Origin of the sequence: Streptomyces sp. UW30, assembly GCF_008042075.1 — a bacterium.
GTDB lineage: Bacteria > Actinomycetota > Actinomycetes > Streptomycetales > Streptomycetaceae > Streptomyces.
This window is the reverse complement of record NZ_RDBN01000053.1, coordinates 558,505-575,047: the sequence shown is the minus strand read 5'-3', so window position 1 is coordinate 575,047 and position 16,543 is coordinate 558,505. Positions and strand designations below refer to the sequence as shown.

Sequence of the window (16,543 nt, the reverse complement as noted above, 5' to 3'; positions counted from 1 at the left end):
GAGTGGACGCGCAGAGATGCGTTCAGTTATCGGGCCGTTAACTGGACCCACTTCAGCCCGTCCCGGGGTCCCCCTGCTCGAACGGCGTGGGGGAGTTTGAGACGCGGCTGTTAAATTCCAGGCCGGCGTATGGACAACGGCGGGAAGGCGGAGCCCATGGCAACCCACGGAGCGCGGGGCCGGAGCGGCGGCCGACCCACCCTCGAAGAGGTGGCGGCCCGGGCGGGCGTCGGCCGCGGCACCGTCTCCCGGGTGATCAACGGCTCGCCCCGGGTCAGCGACGCGACCCGCGCGGCGGTGGAGGCGGCGGTCGCGGAGCTCGGCTACGTCCCGAACACGGCCGCCCGGGCGCTGGCGGCGAACCGCACGGACGCCATCGCGCTGGTCGTGCCCGAGCCGGAGACCCGGTTCTTCGCGGAGCCGTACTTCTCGGACATGCTCAAGGGCGTGGGCGCCGAGCTCGCGGACACCGAGATGCAGCTCCTGCTGATCTTCGCGGGCAGCGACAAGGAACGGCGCCGCCTGGCCCAGTACCTGGCCGCCCACCGCGTGGACGGCGTCCTGCTGGTCTCGGTCCACGCGGACGACCCGCTGCCCGACCTGCTCTCGCAGCTGGAGATCCCCGCGGTGATCAGCGGCCCAAGATCCGCCGCGGAGAGCCTGACCTCGGTGGACTCGGACAACTACGGCGGTGCCCGCTCGGCGGTGGAGCACCTGATGGACCGCGGCCGCACCCGCATCGCCCACATCACCGGCCGCCTCGACGTCTACGGCGCCCAGCGCCGCGTCGACGGCTACCGCGAGGCCCTGCGCGACGCGGGGCGCGCGGCGGACGAGCGGCTGATCGAGCCGGGCGACTTCACCGAGGAGGGCGGCGCCCGCGCGATGCGGGCCCTCCTCGAACGCTGCCCCGACCTCGACGCCGTCTTCGCGGGATCGGACGTCACGGCGGCCGGCGCCCGCCAGGTCCTGCGCGAGGCGGGCCGCCGTATCCCGGACGACGTGGCCCTCGTCGGCTACGACGACTCCGCCATCGCCCGCCACATGGACCCGCCCCTGACCAGCGTCCGCCAGCCCATCGAGGAGATGGGCCGCCGCATGATCGACCTGCTCCTCACCGAGATCGCGGACCGTCGTCCGGCGGCGTCGAGGGGCCTGGAGCGCACACAGGCGGTCCTGGCCACGGAGTTGGTGACACGGGCTTCGTCGTGAGGGGGCGGGTTCCGCCCGGGCCCGGCGCGCGGTCAAGGCCGGTGCAGCCGACGGAGCCAGCGAATCTCGCCGTCCTGTCGGTGCTCGGTCGGGGCCATGCCGGCCGCCGTCGCGACCGAGGCCGAGGCGCGGTGGGCGGGGTGGATGTGGGCGACGACCGTATGGACGGCGCCCCGGCTCAGCCAGGCGACCAGCGCGCGGGCCGCCTCGGAGGCGAAGCCGCGCCGCTGCCACGGCGCTCCGATCACCCAGGCGATCTCGGCGCCGCCGTCCACGGTGATCGTGGCCTGGACCGTCCCCACCAGGCAGGACTCGGCGCGCAGCCACAGCGCCCAGTTGCACCAGGAGACGGCCGGGTCGGGGGAGCCGGCGACGAGACGTTCGTAGCGGGTGCGCAGGGCGTCGGGGGAGAGCGGGGTCCCGCCGATGAAGCGGTGCAGCGCCGGGTCCGACAGCACGACGGCCYTCTCCTCGGCGTGCTCGACGCGCAGGGGGAGGAGGTCGAGACGGTCGGCGGCGAGGGGCTCGGCGGCTACGCGGGGCTCGGACATCGTCGGCAGCCTAGGGCCTGCCCCCGAGGCGATCGGCGGGTTGACCCGATGTTCACCGTGCTTCCGGGCACCCTCATCGCCAACTCCGTGCCAGTGCTGGGTGAGAAAAAGAATCAGCCGGTGACTTCTTTGACGAAGTCACCGGCTGATCATCAGGGTGAGTGACGGGACTCGAACCCGCGGCATCCTGGACCACAACCAGGTGCTCTACCAGCTGAGCTACACCCACCATGCCCGGTTGTTGACTTCCGTAGAGTCCCCGACCGGCCGAGAAAAAGTGTACAGGGTCCGAAGGGGTGCTCGCGCACGCCTTTTACGGCGCCTTTGCGCGACCCCCCTCGCACGCCTACTGAGCAGGGAGAACGTGCTTCGCGGCGATCGACTTCGCGGTGTCGGAGTCGGGGCCGGGCTGGGGCACGAAGATGGCCTCGCGGTAGTAGCGGAGCTCGGCGATGGACTCGCGGATGTCGGCGAGGGCGCGGTGGTTGCCGTTCTTCTCGGGGCTGTTGAAGTAGGCACGCGGGTACCAGCGCCGGGCCAGCTCCTTGATGGAGCTGACGTCCACGATCCGGTAGTGGAGGTAGTCCTCCAGCGTCGGCATGTCACGCAGCAGGAAGCCGCGGTCGGTGCCGACGGAGTTGCCGCACAGCGGCGCCTTGCCGGGTTCCTTGACGTGTTCGCGGACGTAGCTGAGGACCTGGTCCTCGGCGTCCTTGAGGGTCGTACCGGCGGCGAGTTCGTCGAGGAGTCCGGACGCGGTGTGCATCTGACGCACCACCTCCGGCATCGTCTCCAGCGCCGCGTCCGGCGGGCGGACGACGATGTCGATGCCCTCGCCGAGGATGTTCAGCTCGGAGTCGGTGACGAGGGCGGCAACCTCAATGAGCGCGTCGTCGGACAGCGAGAGGCCGGTCATCTCGCAGTCGATCCACACCATGCGATCGTTCATGCGACCACCCTAAGGCTGACGTCCCCTTGTCGGGTGCCCCGCGTCGGTGTGGACGTCACCGGGGCCGGCGCCCCCGGACCCCTGCTTCGGCCCTGAAGGGGCCTCGGGCTCGGACGCCGGACGGGCACGGTTGGGCAGCCCGTCCGGCGTTGTGCGGCGTTACGCGGTCACGATCCGCTGCGCTGGCCCGGCAGGCTTGCCCGGCTCGTCGCGTAGGCCTCGCGGCCGTTGTCCGATGCCACCGACAGGGGCGCCGAGGTGCCCAGGGGCGCGGGAGTGCGCCGGGTCTGGAGCGGGACCGGGCCGGCGTCCGGGTACGCGGAGGGCGGTGGGCCCTGTGGCGCGGTCGGCCCGACCGGCGGCTCCGCTTCCGTCGGCTTCTCACTCTGCGGGCGCCGGGCACGGTAGGCCGCCCGGTACGCGGCCGGCGACGATCCGAGCTGGCGGCGGAAGTGGCCGCGCAGCGCGACCGGCGAGCGGAAGCCGCAACGGCCCGCGACCTCGTCCACCGAGTAGTCGGACGTCTCCAGCAGACGCTGGGCCTGCAGCACCCGCTGGGTGATCAGCCACTGGAGCGGAGCGCTGCCGGTCAGCGAGCGGAAGCGGCGGTCGAAGGTCCGGCGGCTCATGTACGCGCGTGCCGCCAGCGTCTCCACGTCGAACTGCTCGTGCAGGTGCTCCAGCGCCCAGGCGACGACCTCGGCCAGCGGGTCGGCGCCGATCTCCTCTGGTAAAGATCGATCGAGGTAGCGCTCCTGACCGCCGGATCGGCGCGGCGGGACCACCAGACGGCGGGCCAGAGCTCCGGCCGCCTCGTTGCCGTGGTCCGTCCGCACGATGTGGAGGCACAGGTCGATGCCCGCCGCTGTGCCCGCCGACGTCAGGACGTCGCCGTCGTCGACGAACAGTTCGCGCGGATCCACGTGCACCGACGGATAGCGCTTGGCCAGCGTCGGTGCGTACATCCAGTGTGTCGTCGCGGGGCGGCCGTCCAGCAGGCCGGCCGCCGCGAGGACGAAGGCGCCGGTGCACAGCCCGACTATGCGGGCGCCTTCCTCGTGCGCCCGGCGCAGTGCGTCGAGCGCATCCTCGGGCGGTGGAGAAGTGATCGAGCGCCAGGCCGGTACGACGACCGTGCCCGCCCTCGAGATCGCCTCCAGGCCATGTGGCGCGGTGAGTTCCAGGCCCCCTGTGGTCCGCAGCGGGCCTTCCTCGCCTCCGCACACCAGCAAGCGGTAGCGCGGTACGCCGGCGTCCTGGCGGTCTATCCCGAACACCGACAGCGGTATGGAACTCTCGAAGATGGGGCCGCCGCTGAACAGCAGCACCGCGACGATCTCCTTGCGGCGTCGCCCGGAAAGCTTCCGGGCCGCGGCTTCCGGCGCGGCAGTGGAGTCGTGGCTCATACTGCTAAGCCCCCCTCGGTGGTCGCGGCTCCTCGGTTGTGTCGCTCCTGCACGTTTCCCCTCGGTCCTGCACGAGTCCCCCGCCGTAGACAGTCAAGATCGAATCTACTGTGTCGCGTCGCGCCTCAGTGGCCGGTTCGGCACTCGGCACATTGTCGACTTGGCAACTTGGCGTGAAGCATTCGATCACGAAGCGTTGCACTCGCGGGCCGTGCAGGGAAGTGCGCCTTGTCGCAGTGGCCAATCCACGTAGGGTGCGCAGGCCCCCTGAGGCCCTTTCTCTGCAGGTGGAACGGGGGTTGGGGGGTGTTCCGGGCAGGGGATGCATGCGCGCCAGAAGTTGGCTGAAAAGTAGCGTGCCCGTGCGTGAAAACCGGTCAGCCGACCGGTGTATTTCCCCCAGTGTGACGTCCGCCTCTATGGGCCCCCGTTCCCGTCCTGTGATGGCGTCCGCGACGCCGGGGTGACGGGCCGTGGAGCTCCTCCTGCCGCAGCCGTGTCGCGCCGCGCTCCGACTGGCGCAGCAGCAGGCGGCACACGGCCGTGACGGCCGCGAGACCGACGGCCGTGCCGGCGGCGCCGGCGAGCGAGGTGCCGTACCAGAGGAGGACCACGGGGACCAGGACGCAGCTGAAGGCCGCCCAGCGGACCACGTCGGTGACGCTGTCCTCGGCGGTGGTGCGAGGTCCGGACATGGATATGTGCTCCTGGGCTGCCTGGGCGGTGGCTCGTGGTGATCAACGCGGGCGGGGGCGGTCGGTCACTGGTGGAGGGCCGTCCATGCGGCAAGACGTCAGTGAATCCTGTGCAAACCGCCTGTACACCGCAGCAACCATTGCGTTACGGGCGTCCCCTCGTGCATGCTCCCTGGAACCCGCACCGACCGTGCGTGAGTATGTGGGCTAAGGAGGCGTGCCGCCGTACCCTTGGGGTATGGGGTTGGGAAGACCATTCCCGGACACAGCTCCGCCGCACACTGCTGCATCCACAACGAGCTCCGCTCGCGGGCCCACCCATATAAGGATCAATACGCCGAGACAGCCATGGCCGGTCACGAATTCTTCGAACCTGCGGACCGCAAGCGGCCGGTAGCCGACCCCACGGCGTCCGAGCCCCTGGCGGCAGAAGAGCCACGCCATTCCTGCGACCCCGCTTTCAAGCACGGTGTCGTCGTCGGCTTCGACGGCTCCACCTCCAGCGAGCGCGCCCTCGCCTATGCCATCGGCATGGCCCATCGCTCCGGGTCGGGCCTGATCATCGTCCACGTCGCCAACCGGCTGCCCACCACGGTGTGGGCCGGCTGCGAGCCGCCGGTCTTCGTCGATGTGCCCGATCACCGCACCGAGGTGCTGGGTCTCGAACTGGCCTGCGCGGACTATCTAGCCGAAGTGCCCTGGATCCTCGTCGAGCGCGGCGGAGACATCTGCCACGAGCTCGAAGAGGTCGGGCAGGAGTACGAGGCGGACGCGATCGTCGTCGGCTCCACGCAGGGCATCGTCGGCCGGATCTTCGGGTCCGTCGCGGGGCGGCTCGCCAAGCGGGCCAAGCGTCCCGTCGTTGTCATTCCGTAACTCGCCGTTGTCCCAGGTGAGATGAGCCGTTCGGGACGTCGGACTCCTTTGTGCGGTGCGTGAACCTACTCGCGCGTAGAGGTGTTTGTGCCTTTGTGAAGGGCATATATCGCACACCGCACAACTGCACATGCATGAAGGGAGCCCGCCGTGGACAACGACGTCTCTGCGGGAAGCGGAATCACCACCGTGGTCGGCCGACTCGCCCTCGGTATCACCCTGTTGGCCTTCGGGCTGGGGTACGCCGATGTGATCGACGGCGTGTCGGCCGCTGACGCCGTATCAATCGCCCAGTACGTGGGCGGCATTGCCCTCTTCGTCGCCGGCCTGATGGCCTTGCGCGACCGTGACTCCGCGAACGGGACCGCGTTCGTGGCGCTCGGCGCACTATGGTTCACCTGGGCCGTCGGCGCCGACAATCAGGTGTCCGCCAATGCCGCGGGACTCTTCCTGCTGCTCTTCGCCCTCGTGGCGCTGTCCCTCACACTCGCCGGTGGCGACCAGCTCGGTCAGGGCGCCTACGGGCTGTTCTTCGTCGGCCTGCTGCTCATGGCCATCGCAAGCTTCGCCGACAACGACGGGCTCACCAAGGTGGGCGGCTGGTTCGCCGTCGCCGCGGGTGCGGTGGCGTGGTACGCCGCGACTGCGGCCCTGGCCCACTGGCCGACGGCACTTCCTCGACGCGCTGCGGGCCGGGGGGTGACGGCCGCCGGTTAGCTGCGCAGGCTGGGGGTTGGGCGGCCCCCGGCGATGTAAACGGACCCCCCGTGAATGGTGGCATCACGTGGGGGTCCGTCTTGTGCGTTGGCCTGTGCGGGTCTGTGGGGGCTGGTCGCGCAGTTCCCCGCGCCCCTAAAGGCCAAAAGCCAAAAGCTAAAGCCAAAGGCCAAAGGCCTCTACTCCACCGTTACCGACTTGGCCAGGTTCCTCGGCTTGTCGATGTCCCGTCCGAGCGCCAGCGCCGTGTGGTAGGCGAGGAGTTGGAGCGGGATGCCCATGAGGATCGGGTCGAGTTCGTCCTCGTTCTTCGGGACGACGATCGTCTGGTCCGCCTTCTCCTGGGGCTGGTGGGCCACCGCGAGGATCTTGCCGCTGCGGGCCTTGATCTCCTCCATGGCGGCGCGGTTCTTCTCCAGCAGGTCGTCGTCGGGGACGATCGCGACCGTCGGCAGGGCCGGCTCGATCAGGGCCAGCGGGCCGTGCTTGAGCTCGGAGGCGGGGTAGGCCTCGGCGTGGATGTACGAGACCTCCTTGAGCTTGAGGGAGGCCTCGCGGGCGACCGGGTAGCCCCGGACACGGCCGATGAAGAGCATCGAGCGGGCCTCGGCGTAACCCTGCGCCAGCTTCTCGATCTCGCTCTCCTGCTCCATGATCTCGGCGATCTGGGCGGGCAGCTTGCGCAGGCCCTCGATGATCCGCTTGCCGTCGCGGACCGAGAGGTCGCGGGTGCGGCCGAGGTGCAGGGCGAGCAGCGCGAAGGCCACCGTCGTGTTGGTGAAGCACTTCGTCGAGACCACGCAGACCTCGGGGCCCGCGTGGACGTAGATGCCGCCGTCGGCCTCGCGGGCGATCGCGGAACCGACCACGTTGACCACACCCAGCACCCGCGCGCCCTTGCGCTTCAGCTCCTGGACGGCGGCGAGGACGTCGTACGTCTCACCGGACTGGGAGACCGCGATGTAGAGGGTGTCGGGGTCCACGACCGCGTTGCGGTAGCGGAACTCGGAAGCCGGCTCGGCGTCCGCGGGGATGCGGGCCAGCTCCTCGATCATCTGGGCGCCGATCATGCCCGCGTGGTACGAGGTGCCGCAGCCGAGGATCTTCACGCGGCGGATCTGGCGGGCCTCGCGGGCGTCCAGGTTCAGGCCGCCGAGGTGCACGGTGGAGAAGCGGTCGTCGATGCGGCCGCGCAGGACGCGGTCCACGGCGTCGGCCTGCTCGTGGATCTCCTTGTGCATGTAGGTGTCGTGGCCGCCCATGTCGTAGGAGGCGGCCTCCCACTCGACGGTGGTGGGCTCCGCGGTCGTGCGGGTGCCCTCCGTCGTGTAGGTGCGGAAGTCGTCGGCCTTCAGGGTGGCCATCTCGCCGTCGTCCAGCGTCACGATCTGCCGGGTGTGGGCGACCAGGGCTGCGATGTCCGAGGCGACGAACATCTCCTTCTCGCCGATCCCGAGGACGACCGGGGAGCCGTTGCGGGCGACGACGATGCGGTCCGGGAAGTCGGCGTGCAGGACCGCGATGCCGTACGTGCCCTCGATGAGGCGCAGCGTCTCGCGGACCTTGTCCTCCAGCTTCTCCGCCTGCGAGCGGGAGATGAGGTGGACGAGGACCTCGGTGTCGGTCTCGGAGAGGAACACGACGCCGTCCGCCTCCAGCTTGCGGCGCAGGTCGGAGGCGTTGTCGATGATGCCGTTGTGGACGACGGCGACCTTGCCCTCGGCGTCCAGGTGCGGGTGGGCGTTCACGTCGGAGGGGGCGCCATGGGTGGCCCAGCGGGTGTGGGCGATGCCCGTGGTGCCCTTGAAGCGCGCGGGGACCTTGGCCTCCAGGTCGCGGACCCGGCCCTTGGCCTTGACGGTCTTCAGGCCGGCCGCCTTCGGGGAGGTGACGGCGATGCCGGCCGAGTCGTAGCCGCGGTACTCCAGGCGCTGGAGACCCTCCAGCAGCAGGGGCGCCACGTCACGCTTCCCGATGTATCCGACGATTCCGCACATATATATAGGTATCCCTAGCCGTAGACGATGCGGCGGAGCTGGCGGAGCGTGAGCTCCGCCGGTGCCACCGCCCGGTATTTCAGGTCCGCCTCGATCCGTTCGAAGATCGTCGCGTTCACCAGGCCCTGGGCCTGGAGCTCGCGGTGGCGGCGACGGACGAACTCCTCGGTCGTCTCGTCGAAGTAGGCGAGCACGTCCTGGATCACCCGCAGTGCCTCGCCCCGGTTCAGGGGCGTGCTGCGGGTCAGGTGATCAACAAGGTCGTCGTGCACTCGGTAGATCCTGGAGTATGGGGGATCGGTTCGCAAGAATCCTGCCCGATTTCGGGCAAGAGCGTGTCAGGGGCCCTTGGGAGAGTTATGGAACGCCCATGGGTGTTCGTTGGGCGGTTGTTCCGCGGGGGGATGTGTGCAGCGGCCAGCTTGTGACGCCATGGACATTCCTCGCATGGGTGTACCCCAGCAGCTGGTCGAGCGCATGAGCATGGCCGAGCAGCACGAGTACCTGCGCACCAAGTTCTCGCGGCGCACGATGATCAGAGGCGGCGCCGTCACCCTCGGCGCCGTCGCGGGTGGCACGTTCGTGCCGGGCGCCACCGCCCAGGCCGCCACCAGGACCCGGCCCCTCACACAGACCGAGACCGTCGACGGCGCCGTCGTCGCCCCCTTCGGCCGCCACCTCGCCTTCGGCAACGACGCGCGCACCGAGATGACCGTCTCGTGGCAGGTGCCGGTCGCCGTGAAGAAGCCGTTCGTCCGGATCGGCGCCCACCCCTGGGACCTCTCCCGCAAGATCGAGGCCGAGGTCCGCACCCTCTACACCCCGGCCGGCGTCGGCGCCAGCGCCGACCACACGCAGTACTACGTGCACGCCAAGCTGAGCCACCTGCGTCCCGGCCGGACGTACTACTACGGCGTCGGTCACGCCGGCTTCGACCCGGCCGAGCCGCACCTGCTCGGCACCCTCGGCACCTTCACCACCGCCCCCGCCCACAAGGAGTCGTTCACCTTCACGGCCTTCGGCGACCAGGGCGTCAGCTACCACGGCCTCGCCAACGACAGCCTGCTCCTGGGCCAGAACCCGGCCTTCCATCTGCACGCCGGCGACATCGCCTACGCCGACCCGTCCGGCGCCGGCAAGACCGCCGACACCGGCTTCGACTCGCGCGTGTGGGACCAGTTCCTGTACCAGACCGAGTCGGTCGCCAAGTCGGTGCCGTGGATGGTCAGTTACGGCAACCACGACATGGAGGCCTGGTACTCGCCCAACGGCTACGGCGGCGAGGAAGCCCGCTTCTCCCTCCCCGACAACGGGCCGGACAGGAAGAACCTGCCGGGCGTCTACTCCTTCGTCTACGGCAACACCGCGGTCATCTCGCTCGACCCCAACGACGTGTCGTACGAGATCCCCGCCAACCTCGGCATCTCCGGCGGTACGCAGACCAAGTGGTTCGAGGCGCAGCTCAAGAAGTTCCGGGCCGCCCACGACATCGACTTCGTCATCGTCTTCTTCCACCACTGCGCCTACTGCACCTCCACCGCGCACGCCTCGGAGGGGGGTGTGCGCCAGGAGTGGGTGCCGCTGTTCGAGAAGTACCAGGTCGACCTCGTCATCAACGGCCACAACCACCAGTACGAGCGCACCGATGTGATCAAGGGCGACAAGGTCACCAAGAAGCTGCCCATCGGCGGCACGGCCTACCCCGAGAGCGAGGGCGTCGTGTACGTCACCGCGGGCGCGGCCGGCCGCAGCCTGTACGCCTTCACCGCGCCCGACTCCTACGAGGGGCACGAGAACGAGGTCGACTCCGTGGCCTCCTTCGTCAACCTCAAGGACGGCAAGCAGAGCGAGACCGTCGCCTGGTCGCGGGTGCGGTACCTGAACTACTCGTTCCTGCGCGTGGACGTGAACCCCGCGCCCCGGGGCCGCTATGCCACCCTGAAGGTCCAGGGCATCGCCGAGACCGGTGACCGGATCGACCACTTCACGGTGGCGCGCAGGGCCAAGTAGGCCTGCTACATCCGCTTCAGAACCGCCTGCTTGGCCATCGTGAACTCCTCGTCCGTCAGTACGCCGGTGCGATGGAGCTCGCCGAGTTCGCGCAGGCGGCGCAGGAGGGCGTCGTGGTCCTGCGCCACGGGGTCCTCCTGCGGTACGGCGGCCGCGACGGGCGCGGCCGGATGCGGCAGGCGGGCCTGCACCGCAGCCGCGATCAGGGCCATCAGCGGGTCCTTCTTGAAGCCCCACAGCTCCACGGCGTTGGGGTCGTACTTGGGCGGGGCCTTGGTGGGCGAGTTCCGGACGGTGAAGCGGAGGTGGCCGTTCTCCAGACCCGCCGCCGGATGCCACTCCACGGCCGCGATGTCGGTCAGCGCGAGGGAGCGGGCGCCGGCGGCGGCCTTGGCGTCCTCCGTCTTCCAGTTCCACTCCAGCCGGACGCGCTCGCCGTCGAAGCTGGCGGTGGCGTCCCCGGCGGCGACCGACAGCGGGACCGAGGGGCCCGGCACCAGGTACGCGTCGACCGGGTCGGCCGGGACCTCGTCGAGGAGCAGGGCATTGCGCACCTCGTCCACGAAGTACTCCGCGACGCCGTAGCGGTCGGACTCCACGATCAGCTGGTACGGGTCGTGGGGCTCGGTCAGCCGGCCGCCGGTGGCGTGCAGCAGCGGGTCGGCGCCGTCGCGCAGGCGCAGCCGCAGCCGCCCGGCCTTCTTGCCCTGCTCGAAGGAGACCCCCGCCAACGCCCCCAGGGGGAGGACCAGTTCACCCAGCGTCTTGCGGAACAGGCTGACGTTCTTGTCCCGTCCGGGAGTCAGCCGCAGTGCGTCGCCGTCGAAGACCCACGTGCCGTCCTTCTGGATGATTTCCGCCATGGGGTGGATTGTTCCACCAGTCTCACGAGAGAGTGGTCCAGACCTCTTGGAGCTCAAGGGCTCAACGGCTCATGGAAGGGACGGCTTTGTGAGACAGCGCCACAGATCGTTTCGCCTTCTCGGTTCCCTGCTGCTGGTCGCGATGGGCGTCTCCGTGACGGGAGCCGCGCCCGCGCAGGCGGCATCGCCCTCCCCGCTCGACCGGGTGGTCCCCGCGCCCGCGTCGGCCACCGCGAGCGGATCCCCCTATCGCATCACGCGCGACACACACATACGCGTGGACGACTCCCGCGAGTCCCGCCGCATCGGCGAGTACCTCGCGACCGTCCTGCGCCCCTCCACCGGCTACCGCCTCCCTGTCACCGCCCACGGTGGCGGCGGGATCCAACTGCGCCTGACGAAGGGCCCGTACGGCGCCGAGGGCTACCGCCTCGACAGCGGCAGCAAGGGCGTCACCATCACCGCGGCCCAGCCCGCCGGCCTCTTCCACGGTGTGCAGACCCTGCGCCAGCTGCTCCCGGCGGCCGTCGAGAAGGACTCCGTCCAGCCCGGCCCCTGGCTGGTCGCGGGCGCCACGATCAAGGACACCCCGCGCTACGGCTGGCGCGGCGCGATGCTGGACGTCTCCCGGCACTTCTTCACTGTCGACCAGGTCAAGCGCTACGTCGACCAGCTCGCCGCGTACAAGATCAACAAGTTGCATCTGCACCTCAGCGACGACCAGGGCTGGCGCATCGCCATCGACTCCTGGCCGCGCCTGGCGGCCTACGGTGGCTCGACCCAGGTCGGCGGCGGCCCCGGCGGCCACTACACCAAGGCCGACTACAAGGAGATCGTCCGGTACGCGTCCTCCCGCTATCTGGAGGTCGTCCCCGAGATCGACATGCCCGGCCACACGAACGCCGCGCTGGCATCCTACGCCGAGCTGAACTGCGACGGCGTCGCGCCGCCGCTCTACACCGGCACCGACGTCGGCTTCAGCTCGCTGTGCGTCGGCAAGGACATCACGTACGACTTCGTGGACGACGTGATCCGTGAGCTGGCCGCGCTCACGCCGGGCAAGTACCTCCACATCGGCGGGGACGAGGCGCACTCGACCAGCCACGAGGACTATGTGAAGTTCATGGACCGCGTGCAGCCGCTCGTCGCCAAGTACGGCAAGACGGTGGTCGGTTGGCACCAGCTGACCGGAGCGACTCCGGCGAAGGGCGCGATTGCCCAGTACTGGGGGCTGGACGACACCAGTGCGCAGGAGAAGGCGCAGGTCGCGAAGGCGGCGCAGAACGGGACGGGGATCGTGCTGTCCCCGGCCGACCGGATCTACCTCGACATGAAGTACACGGCCGATACTCCGTTGGGCCTGGACTGGGCCGGATTGGTCGAGGTCAAGCGGTCGTACGACTGGGATCCCGGCAACTACCTTCCCGGGGCGCCCGCTTCGGCAATCTGGGGCGTTGAGGCTCCGCTGTGGACGGAGACGATCACGAAGTCGGCCGACATCGAGTACATGGCCTTCCCGCGGCTGGCCGGTGTCGCCGAGCTGGGCTGGTCGCCGGCTTCCACGCATGACTGGGAGGCGTACAAGGTGCGGCTTGCTGCGCAGGGGCCGCGGTGGGAGGCGTTGGGGATCAGCTACTACCGATCGCCTCAGGTGCCTTGGCCTACGGCGTGAGCGCGGTGATTCGGCTGCGGGCCGGTGGGGGTTGATCGCGCAGTTCCCCGCGCCCCTAAAAGAAAGGGGCGCGCACGCCCCGGACGTATAGACGTGCACCCCCGGAGGACCGTACTCCGGGGGTGCACGCCTGTCTCAGGGGGCCGTGGTTACAGCCCTGCGATGGGGTTCTTCAGGTTGCCGACCAGTTGCAGTGCGCCCGCCGGGTCCGCCAGGTCGACCATCTGCTTGTTGTTGCGCAGCTGGAGGCGGTTGAGGCAGGACAGGGCGAACTCGGGGGCGAACATGTCGTACTGCTTGAACTTGTCGGCGAGTTCGGGCACCGAGTGCTGGTAGTCCCGGGTGACCTCGGCGACCGTGCGCCAGAAGTCCTCCTCCTCCAGGATTCCCTCGGCCGCCAGGTTCGCGGCGAGGAAGCGGAAGAAGCAGTCGAAGACGTCCGTGAAGATGGACAGGAGCTTCTTGTCCTCGGGGACCTCCACGCGCAGCCGCTCGACCGTCGGCGGCAGTACCGCGTCCGGGTCCATGACGGCGATCTCCTCGGCGATGTCCTTGTAGATCGCGCGCTCGACGACGCCGTCCTTCAGGGCCAGGATGACGTTCTCGCCGTGCGGCATGTACACGAGGTCGTAGGCGTAGAAGCTGTGCAGCAGCGGGGTGTAGTACGCCTTCAGGTAGCGGCGCAGCCACTCCACCGGCGTCAGCCCCGACTGCTCGATCAGTGCGCCCGCGAAGGAGGCGCCCTCGTGGTCGACGTGGACGAGGGAGGCCATGGTGGCCAGTGACTCGCCGTCGCGCAGGGAGGACACCGGGCTCTCCCGCCACAGGGCCGCGAGCATCTTGCGGTACGGCGAGTAGCGGTCCGTCGCCGCCTCGTACTCCAGGTGCCGGTAACCGACGGCCGCGCGCTCGCGGATGATCGACAGGCCGGTCTCGCGCAGCACCGGGTCGTTGTCGATGAGCTGGGCGAGCCAGTCGTTGATGGCCGGGGTCGCCTCCATGTACGCCGCCGAGAGGCCGCGCATGAAGCCCATGTTGATGACGGACAGGGCCGTCTTCACGTAGTGCTTCTCGGGGCTGGACCGGTTGAAGAAGGTCCGGATGGACTGCTGGGCCAGGTACTCGTCGTCGCCCTCGCCCAGGACGACCAGGTGCCCCTGGGCGACCTCGGCGGCGAAGGTGACCGTGAGCTTGTTCCACCACTGCCAGGGGTGGACCGGGATGAGGAGGTAGTCGGCGGGGTCGAGGTCCTGCTCGCGCAGGACGCCGTTGAAGCGCTCGACGGTCTGCTCGCCCAGTTCCTGGCGTACGAAGGACTCGTAGTCGATGCCGACGCCGGCCGTGAACGCGGCGCGCGAGCGGTGGGCCGCGAGCCACACCAGGCGGACCGGGCTCGCGGTCTCGGGGGCGTACGACAGGTACTCGTGGATACCGAAGCCGAGCCGCCCGTTGTTGGCGACGAAGCAGGGGTGGCCCTCGGTCATGCCGGTCTCGATGGCCTGGAAGCCGGCCTTCGCGAGCTCGGCGACCGGGACCTGCGGCTTGGTGAGCTTGTAGCAGGTGCCGGAGAGGGTGGAGGAGATCTCCTCCAGGTAGACCGGCAGGACCTCGTCGCTCAGGCCCAGGGACTTCTGCAGCTCGATGAAGAAGTCCAGGGCGGCGAGCGGGAGTTCGGCGCCGTCCCGGTGACGGGTGATCGAGTCGGCGTCGACCTGCCAGTGGTCGAGGGCCCGGATCACCGCTTTGAAGGTGTACCGCGTCAGACCGTCGTCGCTGCGGACGATGTACTCGCCGTCGCCGGTGGCCTCCGGCGTGATGAGGCGCTCGTGCGCGAACTCGGCAAGGCCCTTGCGGATCAGGAGGCGGTTGGCCCGCGCCCAGCGGTGGGGGGACAGATGCGCTACGGCGTCGGACAGGGTCATACGGCTACTCCTCGGGCGGCCAGGCTGTGCCTGTTAACGAAGCGTTCGCGCGTGCAGAAGCTGAGCAGCGCCTTTTTCTCCGGCTTCTGGATCTCGCGCTCGGGCACGAAACCGACGGCTTCGTTCAGGGCGTGGACGGCCTTGTTGGAGACGTCCGGCTCCACGACGACGCGCTGCACCGCCGGGTCCTCGAAGAGGTTCGCCATGACGGCGGTGATGACGGACCGGGTGAAGCCGCGGACGGGCTTGTCGGTGGGCGGCGTGAGGAAGTGCATGCCGATGTCGCCCGGCTGCGGGTCGTACAGGCCGACCAGTTCGCGGTGGGCGGGGTCGTAGTACTCCATCAGGAAGGCCGGTTCGCCGTCCTGCAGGCCGAGCAGCGCGTGATGGTGCTCGTCGGCCGCGATCTCCATGTACGCGCGCTCGACGTCCTCCAGCTTCGCGTCCTGCATCATCCAGAAGGCCGCCTTGGGGTGGGTGACCCAGGCGTACAGGAGCTCGGCGTCGTTCAGGGGGTCGAGGGGGCGGAACGTGAACGTCATACGGCGAACTCCTGGAACGCGATCGTCTTCTCGACCGGGTAGTACTCGGTGCCGAGCAGCTCGCGGATGATGTACGCGTTCCGGTACGGGCCCATGCCGAGGTCGGGGCTGGTGATGCTGTGCGTGTGGACGCCGGCGTTCTGCAGGAAGACCCCGCGGCCGGTGACGTCGACGGCGTAGTTGCGGGCGACGTCGAAGTTGCCGTGGGAGTCGTAGACCAGGCGGTCGCGCACGGGCTTCAGGAACTCCGGCTCGGCGTACTTGTAGCCGGTGGCCAGGACCAGGCCCTGGGAGTCGAGGTCGAAGTCCCTCTGCTGCTCCTCCTGGCGGAAGGACAGCGTGTAGGTGCCGTTCTCGTACCGGGCGCTGTTCAGCGAGGAGTTGGTCAGCAGGCGCGTGGGCACGGGACCGCCGAGGTTCTTCTGGTAGAGCAGGTCGAAGATCTCGTTGATCAGATCGCCGTCGATGCCCTTGAACAGGCCCTTCTGCTCGGCGGTGAGGCGGTAGCGGGTCGCCTCCGGCAGCTCGCGGAAGTAGTCGACGTACTCCGGGGACGTCATCTCCAGCGTGAGCTTGGTGTACTCCAGCGGGAAGAAGCGCGGGGAGCGGGTGACCCAGTTCAGCCGGTAGCCGTGGACGTCGATCTCGCTGAGCAGGTCGTAGTAGATCTCCGCCGCGGACTGCCCGGAGCCGACCAGCGTGATCGACTCCTTCTTCTGGAGCTCCGCCTTGTGCTGCACATAGCGGGAGTTGTGGAGGAAGTCGCCGCCGAGGTCCCGGCAGGCCTCGGGTATGTAGGGCGGGGTGCCCGTGCCGAGGACGAGGTGACGGGCGCGGTAGGTGTCACCGGCGGTCGTCGTCACGAGGTAGAGACCGTCCTCGAACGTCACCTCGGCGGTCCCGTGCCCACGCGCCTGCTGACCAACTCCTCGCTGAACAGCGCCCGGTACGAGAACGGCACCTACACGCTGTCCTTCCGCCAGGAGGAGCAGCAGAGGGACTTCGACCTCGACTCCCAGGGCCTGGTCCTGGCCACCGGCTACAAGTACGCCGAGCCGGAGTTCCTGAAGCCCGTGCGCGACCGCCTGGTCTACGACTCCCACGGCAACTTCGACGTCGCCCGCAACTACG

The 16,543-nt window shown here is 69.3% G+C and carries 14 protein-coding genes, 1 tRNA gene and 2 pseudogenes; 6 read left to right on the top strand and 11 right to left on the bottom strand.

All coding sequences use genetic code 11. The features are described from left to right. Nucleotides 1–156 precede the first annotated feature (156 nt). Nucleotides 157–1,212, top strand: a complete 1,056-nt coding sequence (locus tag EAO75_RS36775) for a LacI family DNA-binding transcriptional regulator (RefSeq protein WP_147999462.1) — start codon at nt 157–159, stop codon at nt 1,210–1,212. A 32-nt stretch (nt 1,213–1,244) separates the two neighbouring features. Here the strand turns inward: EAO75_RS36775 and EAO75_RS36770 are convergent, their stop codons facing one another. The 5 genes from EAO75_RS36770 to EAO75_RS36750 form a co-directional block, all read right to left on the bottom strand. After that, entirely contained in the window at nt 1,245–1,763 is a 519-nt protein-coding gene (locus EAO75_RS36770; protein ID WP_147999461.1) for a GNAT family N-acetyltransferase, read from the bottom strand. 156 nt (nt 1,764–1,919) lie between these two features. Beyond that, nucleotides 1,920–1,992, bottom strand: a tRNA-His gene (locus tag EAO75_RS36765). 117 nt (nt 1,993–2,109) lie between these two features. Further along, a complete protein-coding gene (orn, locus tag EAO75_RS36760) occupies nt 2,110–2,712 on the bottom strand; it encodes an oligoribonuclease (RefSeq protein WP_147999460.1) in 603 nt (200 codons plus the stop codon). 167 nt (nt 2,713–2,879) lie between these two features. Continuing rightward, complete coding sequence (locus EAO75_RS36755; protein WP_147999459.1) at nt 2,880–4,118, bottom strand: GlxA family transcriptional regulator; 1,239 nt, start codon at nt 4,116–4,118, stop codon at nt 2,880–2,882. 377 nt (nt 4,119–4,495) lie between these two features. Beyond that, nucleotides 4,496–4,813, bottom strand: a complete 318-nt coding sequence (locus EAO75_RS36750) for a hypothetical protein (RefSeq protein ID WP_147999458.1) — start codon at nt 4,811–4,813, stop codon at nt 4,496–4,498. Nucleotides 4,814–5,161: 348 nt separating this feature from the next. Here EAO75_RS36750 and EAO75_RS36745 point away from each other — a divergent pair, with 348 nt between their 5' ends. Further along, nucleotides 5,162–5,689, top strand: coding sequence for a universal stress protein (locus tag EAO75_RS36745; protein ID WP_147999457.1), 528 nt, complete (start codon nt 5,162–5,164; stop codon nt 5,687–5,689). Nucleotides 5,690–5,839: 150 nt separating this feature from the next. Then, nucleotides 5,840–6,406 carry a GPR1/FUN34/YaaH family transporter gene (locus EAO75_RS36740; protein ID WP_147999456.1) on the top strand — a complete coding sequence of 189 codons (567 nt, stop codon included), beginning with the start codon at nt 5,840–5,842 and terminating at the stop codon, nt 6,404–6,406. Between the two features lie 179 nt (nt 6,407–6,585). Here EAO75_RS36740 and glmS read toward each other — a convergent pair whose 3' ends face one another. Beyond that, nucleotides 6,586–8,403, bottom strand: coding sequence for a glutamine--fructose-6-phosphate transaminase (isomerizing) (gene glmS / locus EAO75_RS36735; RefSeq protein ID WP_147999455.1), 1,818 nt, complete (start codon nt 8,401–8,403; stop codon nt 6,586–6,588). A gap of 14 nt (nt 8,404–8,417) precedes the next feature. Beyond that, nucleotides 8,418–8,675, bottom strand: a complete 258-nt coding sequence (locus tag EAO75_RS36730) for a hypothetical protein (RefSeq protein WP_147999454.1) — start codon at nt 8,673–8,675, stop codon at nt 8,418–8,420. Nucleotides 8,676–8,850: 175 nt separating this feature from the next. Between EAO75_RS36730 and EAO75_RS36725 the strand changes: the two genes are divergently transcribed. After that, the gene (locus tag EAO75_RS36725) at nt 8,851–10,413 is read left to right on the top strand and encodes a purple acid phosphatase family protein (RefSeq protein ID WP_147999453.1); all 1,563 of its coding nucleotides are present in this window, start codon (nt 8,851–8,853) and stop codon (nt 10,411–10,413) included. 5 nt (nt 10,414–10,418) lie between these two features. Here EAO75_RS36725 and EAO75_RS36720 read toward each other — a convergent pair whose 3' ends face one another. Further along, nucleotides 10,419–11,276, bottom strand: coding sequence for a DUF4429 domain-containing protein (locus EAO75_RS36720; protein ID WP_147999452.1), 858 nt, complete (start codon nt 11,274–11,276; stop codon nt 10,419–10,421). An 88-nt stretch (nt 11,277–11,364) separates the two neighbouring features. Between EAO75_RS36720 and EAO75_RS36715 the strand changes: the two genes are divergently transcribed. After that, nucleotides 11,365–12,948, top strand: a complete 1,584-nt coding sequence (locus tag EAO75_RS36715) for a beta-N-acetylhexosaminidase (RefSeq protein ID WP_315987621.1) — start codon at nt 11,365–11,367, stop codon at nt 12,946–12,948. Between the two features lie 149 nt (nt 12,949–13,097). Here the strand turns inward: EAO75_RS36715 and EAO75_RS36710 are convergent, their stop codons facing one another. The 3 genes and pseudogenes from EAO75_RS36710 to EAO75_RS36700 all read right to left on the bottom strand — a co-directional run. After that, nucleotides 13,098–14,870: an IucA/IucC family protein gene (locus EAO75_RS36710; RefSeq protein WP_147999450.1), complete on the bottom strand. Its 1,773-nt coding sequence runs from the start codon at nt 14,868–14,870 to the stop codon at nt 13,098–13,100. Beyond that, the gene (locus EAO75_RS36705) at nt 14,867–15,412 is read right to left on the bottom strand and encodes a GNAT family N-acetyltransferase (protein WP_147999449.1); all 546 of its coding nucleotides are present in this window, start codon (nt 15,410–15,412) and stop codon (nt 14,867–14,869) included. Before EAO75_RS36705 ends, EAO75_RS36710 begins: the two co-directional genes overlap by 4 nt. After that, nucleotides 15,409–16,305: pseudogene (locus EAO75_RS36700) on the bottom strand (lysine N(6)-hydroxylase/L-ornithine N(5)-oxygenase family protein); the annotation flags it as partial. The gene EAO75_RS36705 and the pseudogene EAO75_RS36700, both read right to left, overlap by 4 nt. On the opposite strand from EAO75_RS36700, the pseudogene EAO75_RS36695 reads away from it, so the two are divergent. After that, a pseudogene (locus EAO75_RS36695) lies at nt 16,300–16,543 on the top strand (SidA/IucD/PvdA family monooxygenase); the annotation flags it as partial. The pseudogenes EAO75_RS36700 and EAO75_RS36695 sit on opposite strands and share 6 nt — an antisense overlap.

Excerpts from the sequence above, each read along its gene's own strand:
- EAO75_RS36720 (WP_147999452.1), bottom strand. The coding sequence starts at position 11,276 with ATGGCGGAAATCATCCAGAAGGACGGCACGTGGGTCTTCGACGGCGAC.
- glmS (WP_147999455.1), bottom strand. The coding sequence starts at position 8,403 with ATGTGCGGAATCGTCGGATACATCGGGAAGCGTGACGTGGCGCCCCTG.
- EAO75_RS36755 (WP_147999459.1), bottom strand. The coding sequence starts at position 4,118 with ATGAGCCACGACTCCACTGCCGCGCCGGAAGCCGCGGCCCGGAAGCTT.
- EAO75_RS36705 (WP_147999449.1), bottom strand. The coding sequence starts at position 15,412 with ATGACGTTCACGTTCCGCCCCCTCGACCCCCTGAACGACGCCGAGCTC.
- EAO75_RS36745 (WP_147999457.1), top strand. The coding sequence starts at position 5,162 with ATGGCCGGTCACGAATTCTTCGAACCTGCGGACCGCAAGCGGCCGGTA.
- orn (WP_147999460.1), bottom strand. The coding sequence starts at position 2,712 with ATGAACGATCGCATGGTGTGGATCGACTGCGAGATGACCGGCCTCTCG.
- EAO75_RS36725 (WP_147999453.1), top strand. The coding sequence starts at position 8,851 with ATGGGTGTACCCCAGCAGCTGGTCGAGCGCATGAGCATGGCCGAGCAG.
- EAO75_RS36750 (WP_147999458.1), bottom strand. The coding sequence starts at position 4,813 with ATGTCCGGACCTCGCACCACCGCCGAGGACAGCGTCACCGACGTGGTC.
- EAO75_RS36710 (WP_147999450.1), bottom strand. The coding sequence starts at position 14,870 with ATGACCCTGTCCGACGCCGTAGCGCATCTGTCCCCCCACCGCTGGGCG.
- EAO75_RS36775 (WP_147999462.1), top strand. The coding sequence starts at position 157 with ATGGCAACCCACGGAGCGCGGGGCCGGAGCGGCGGCCGACCCACCCTC.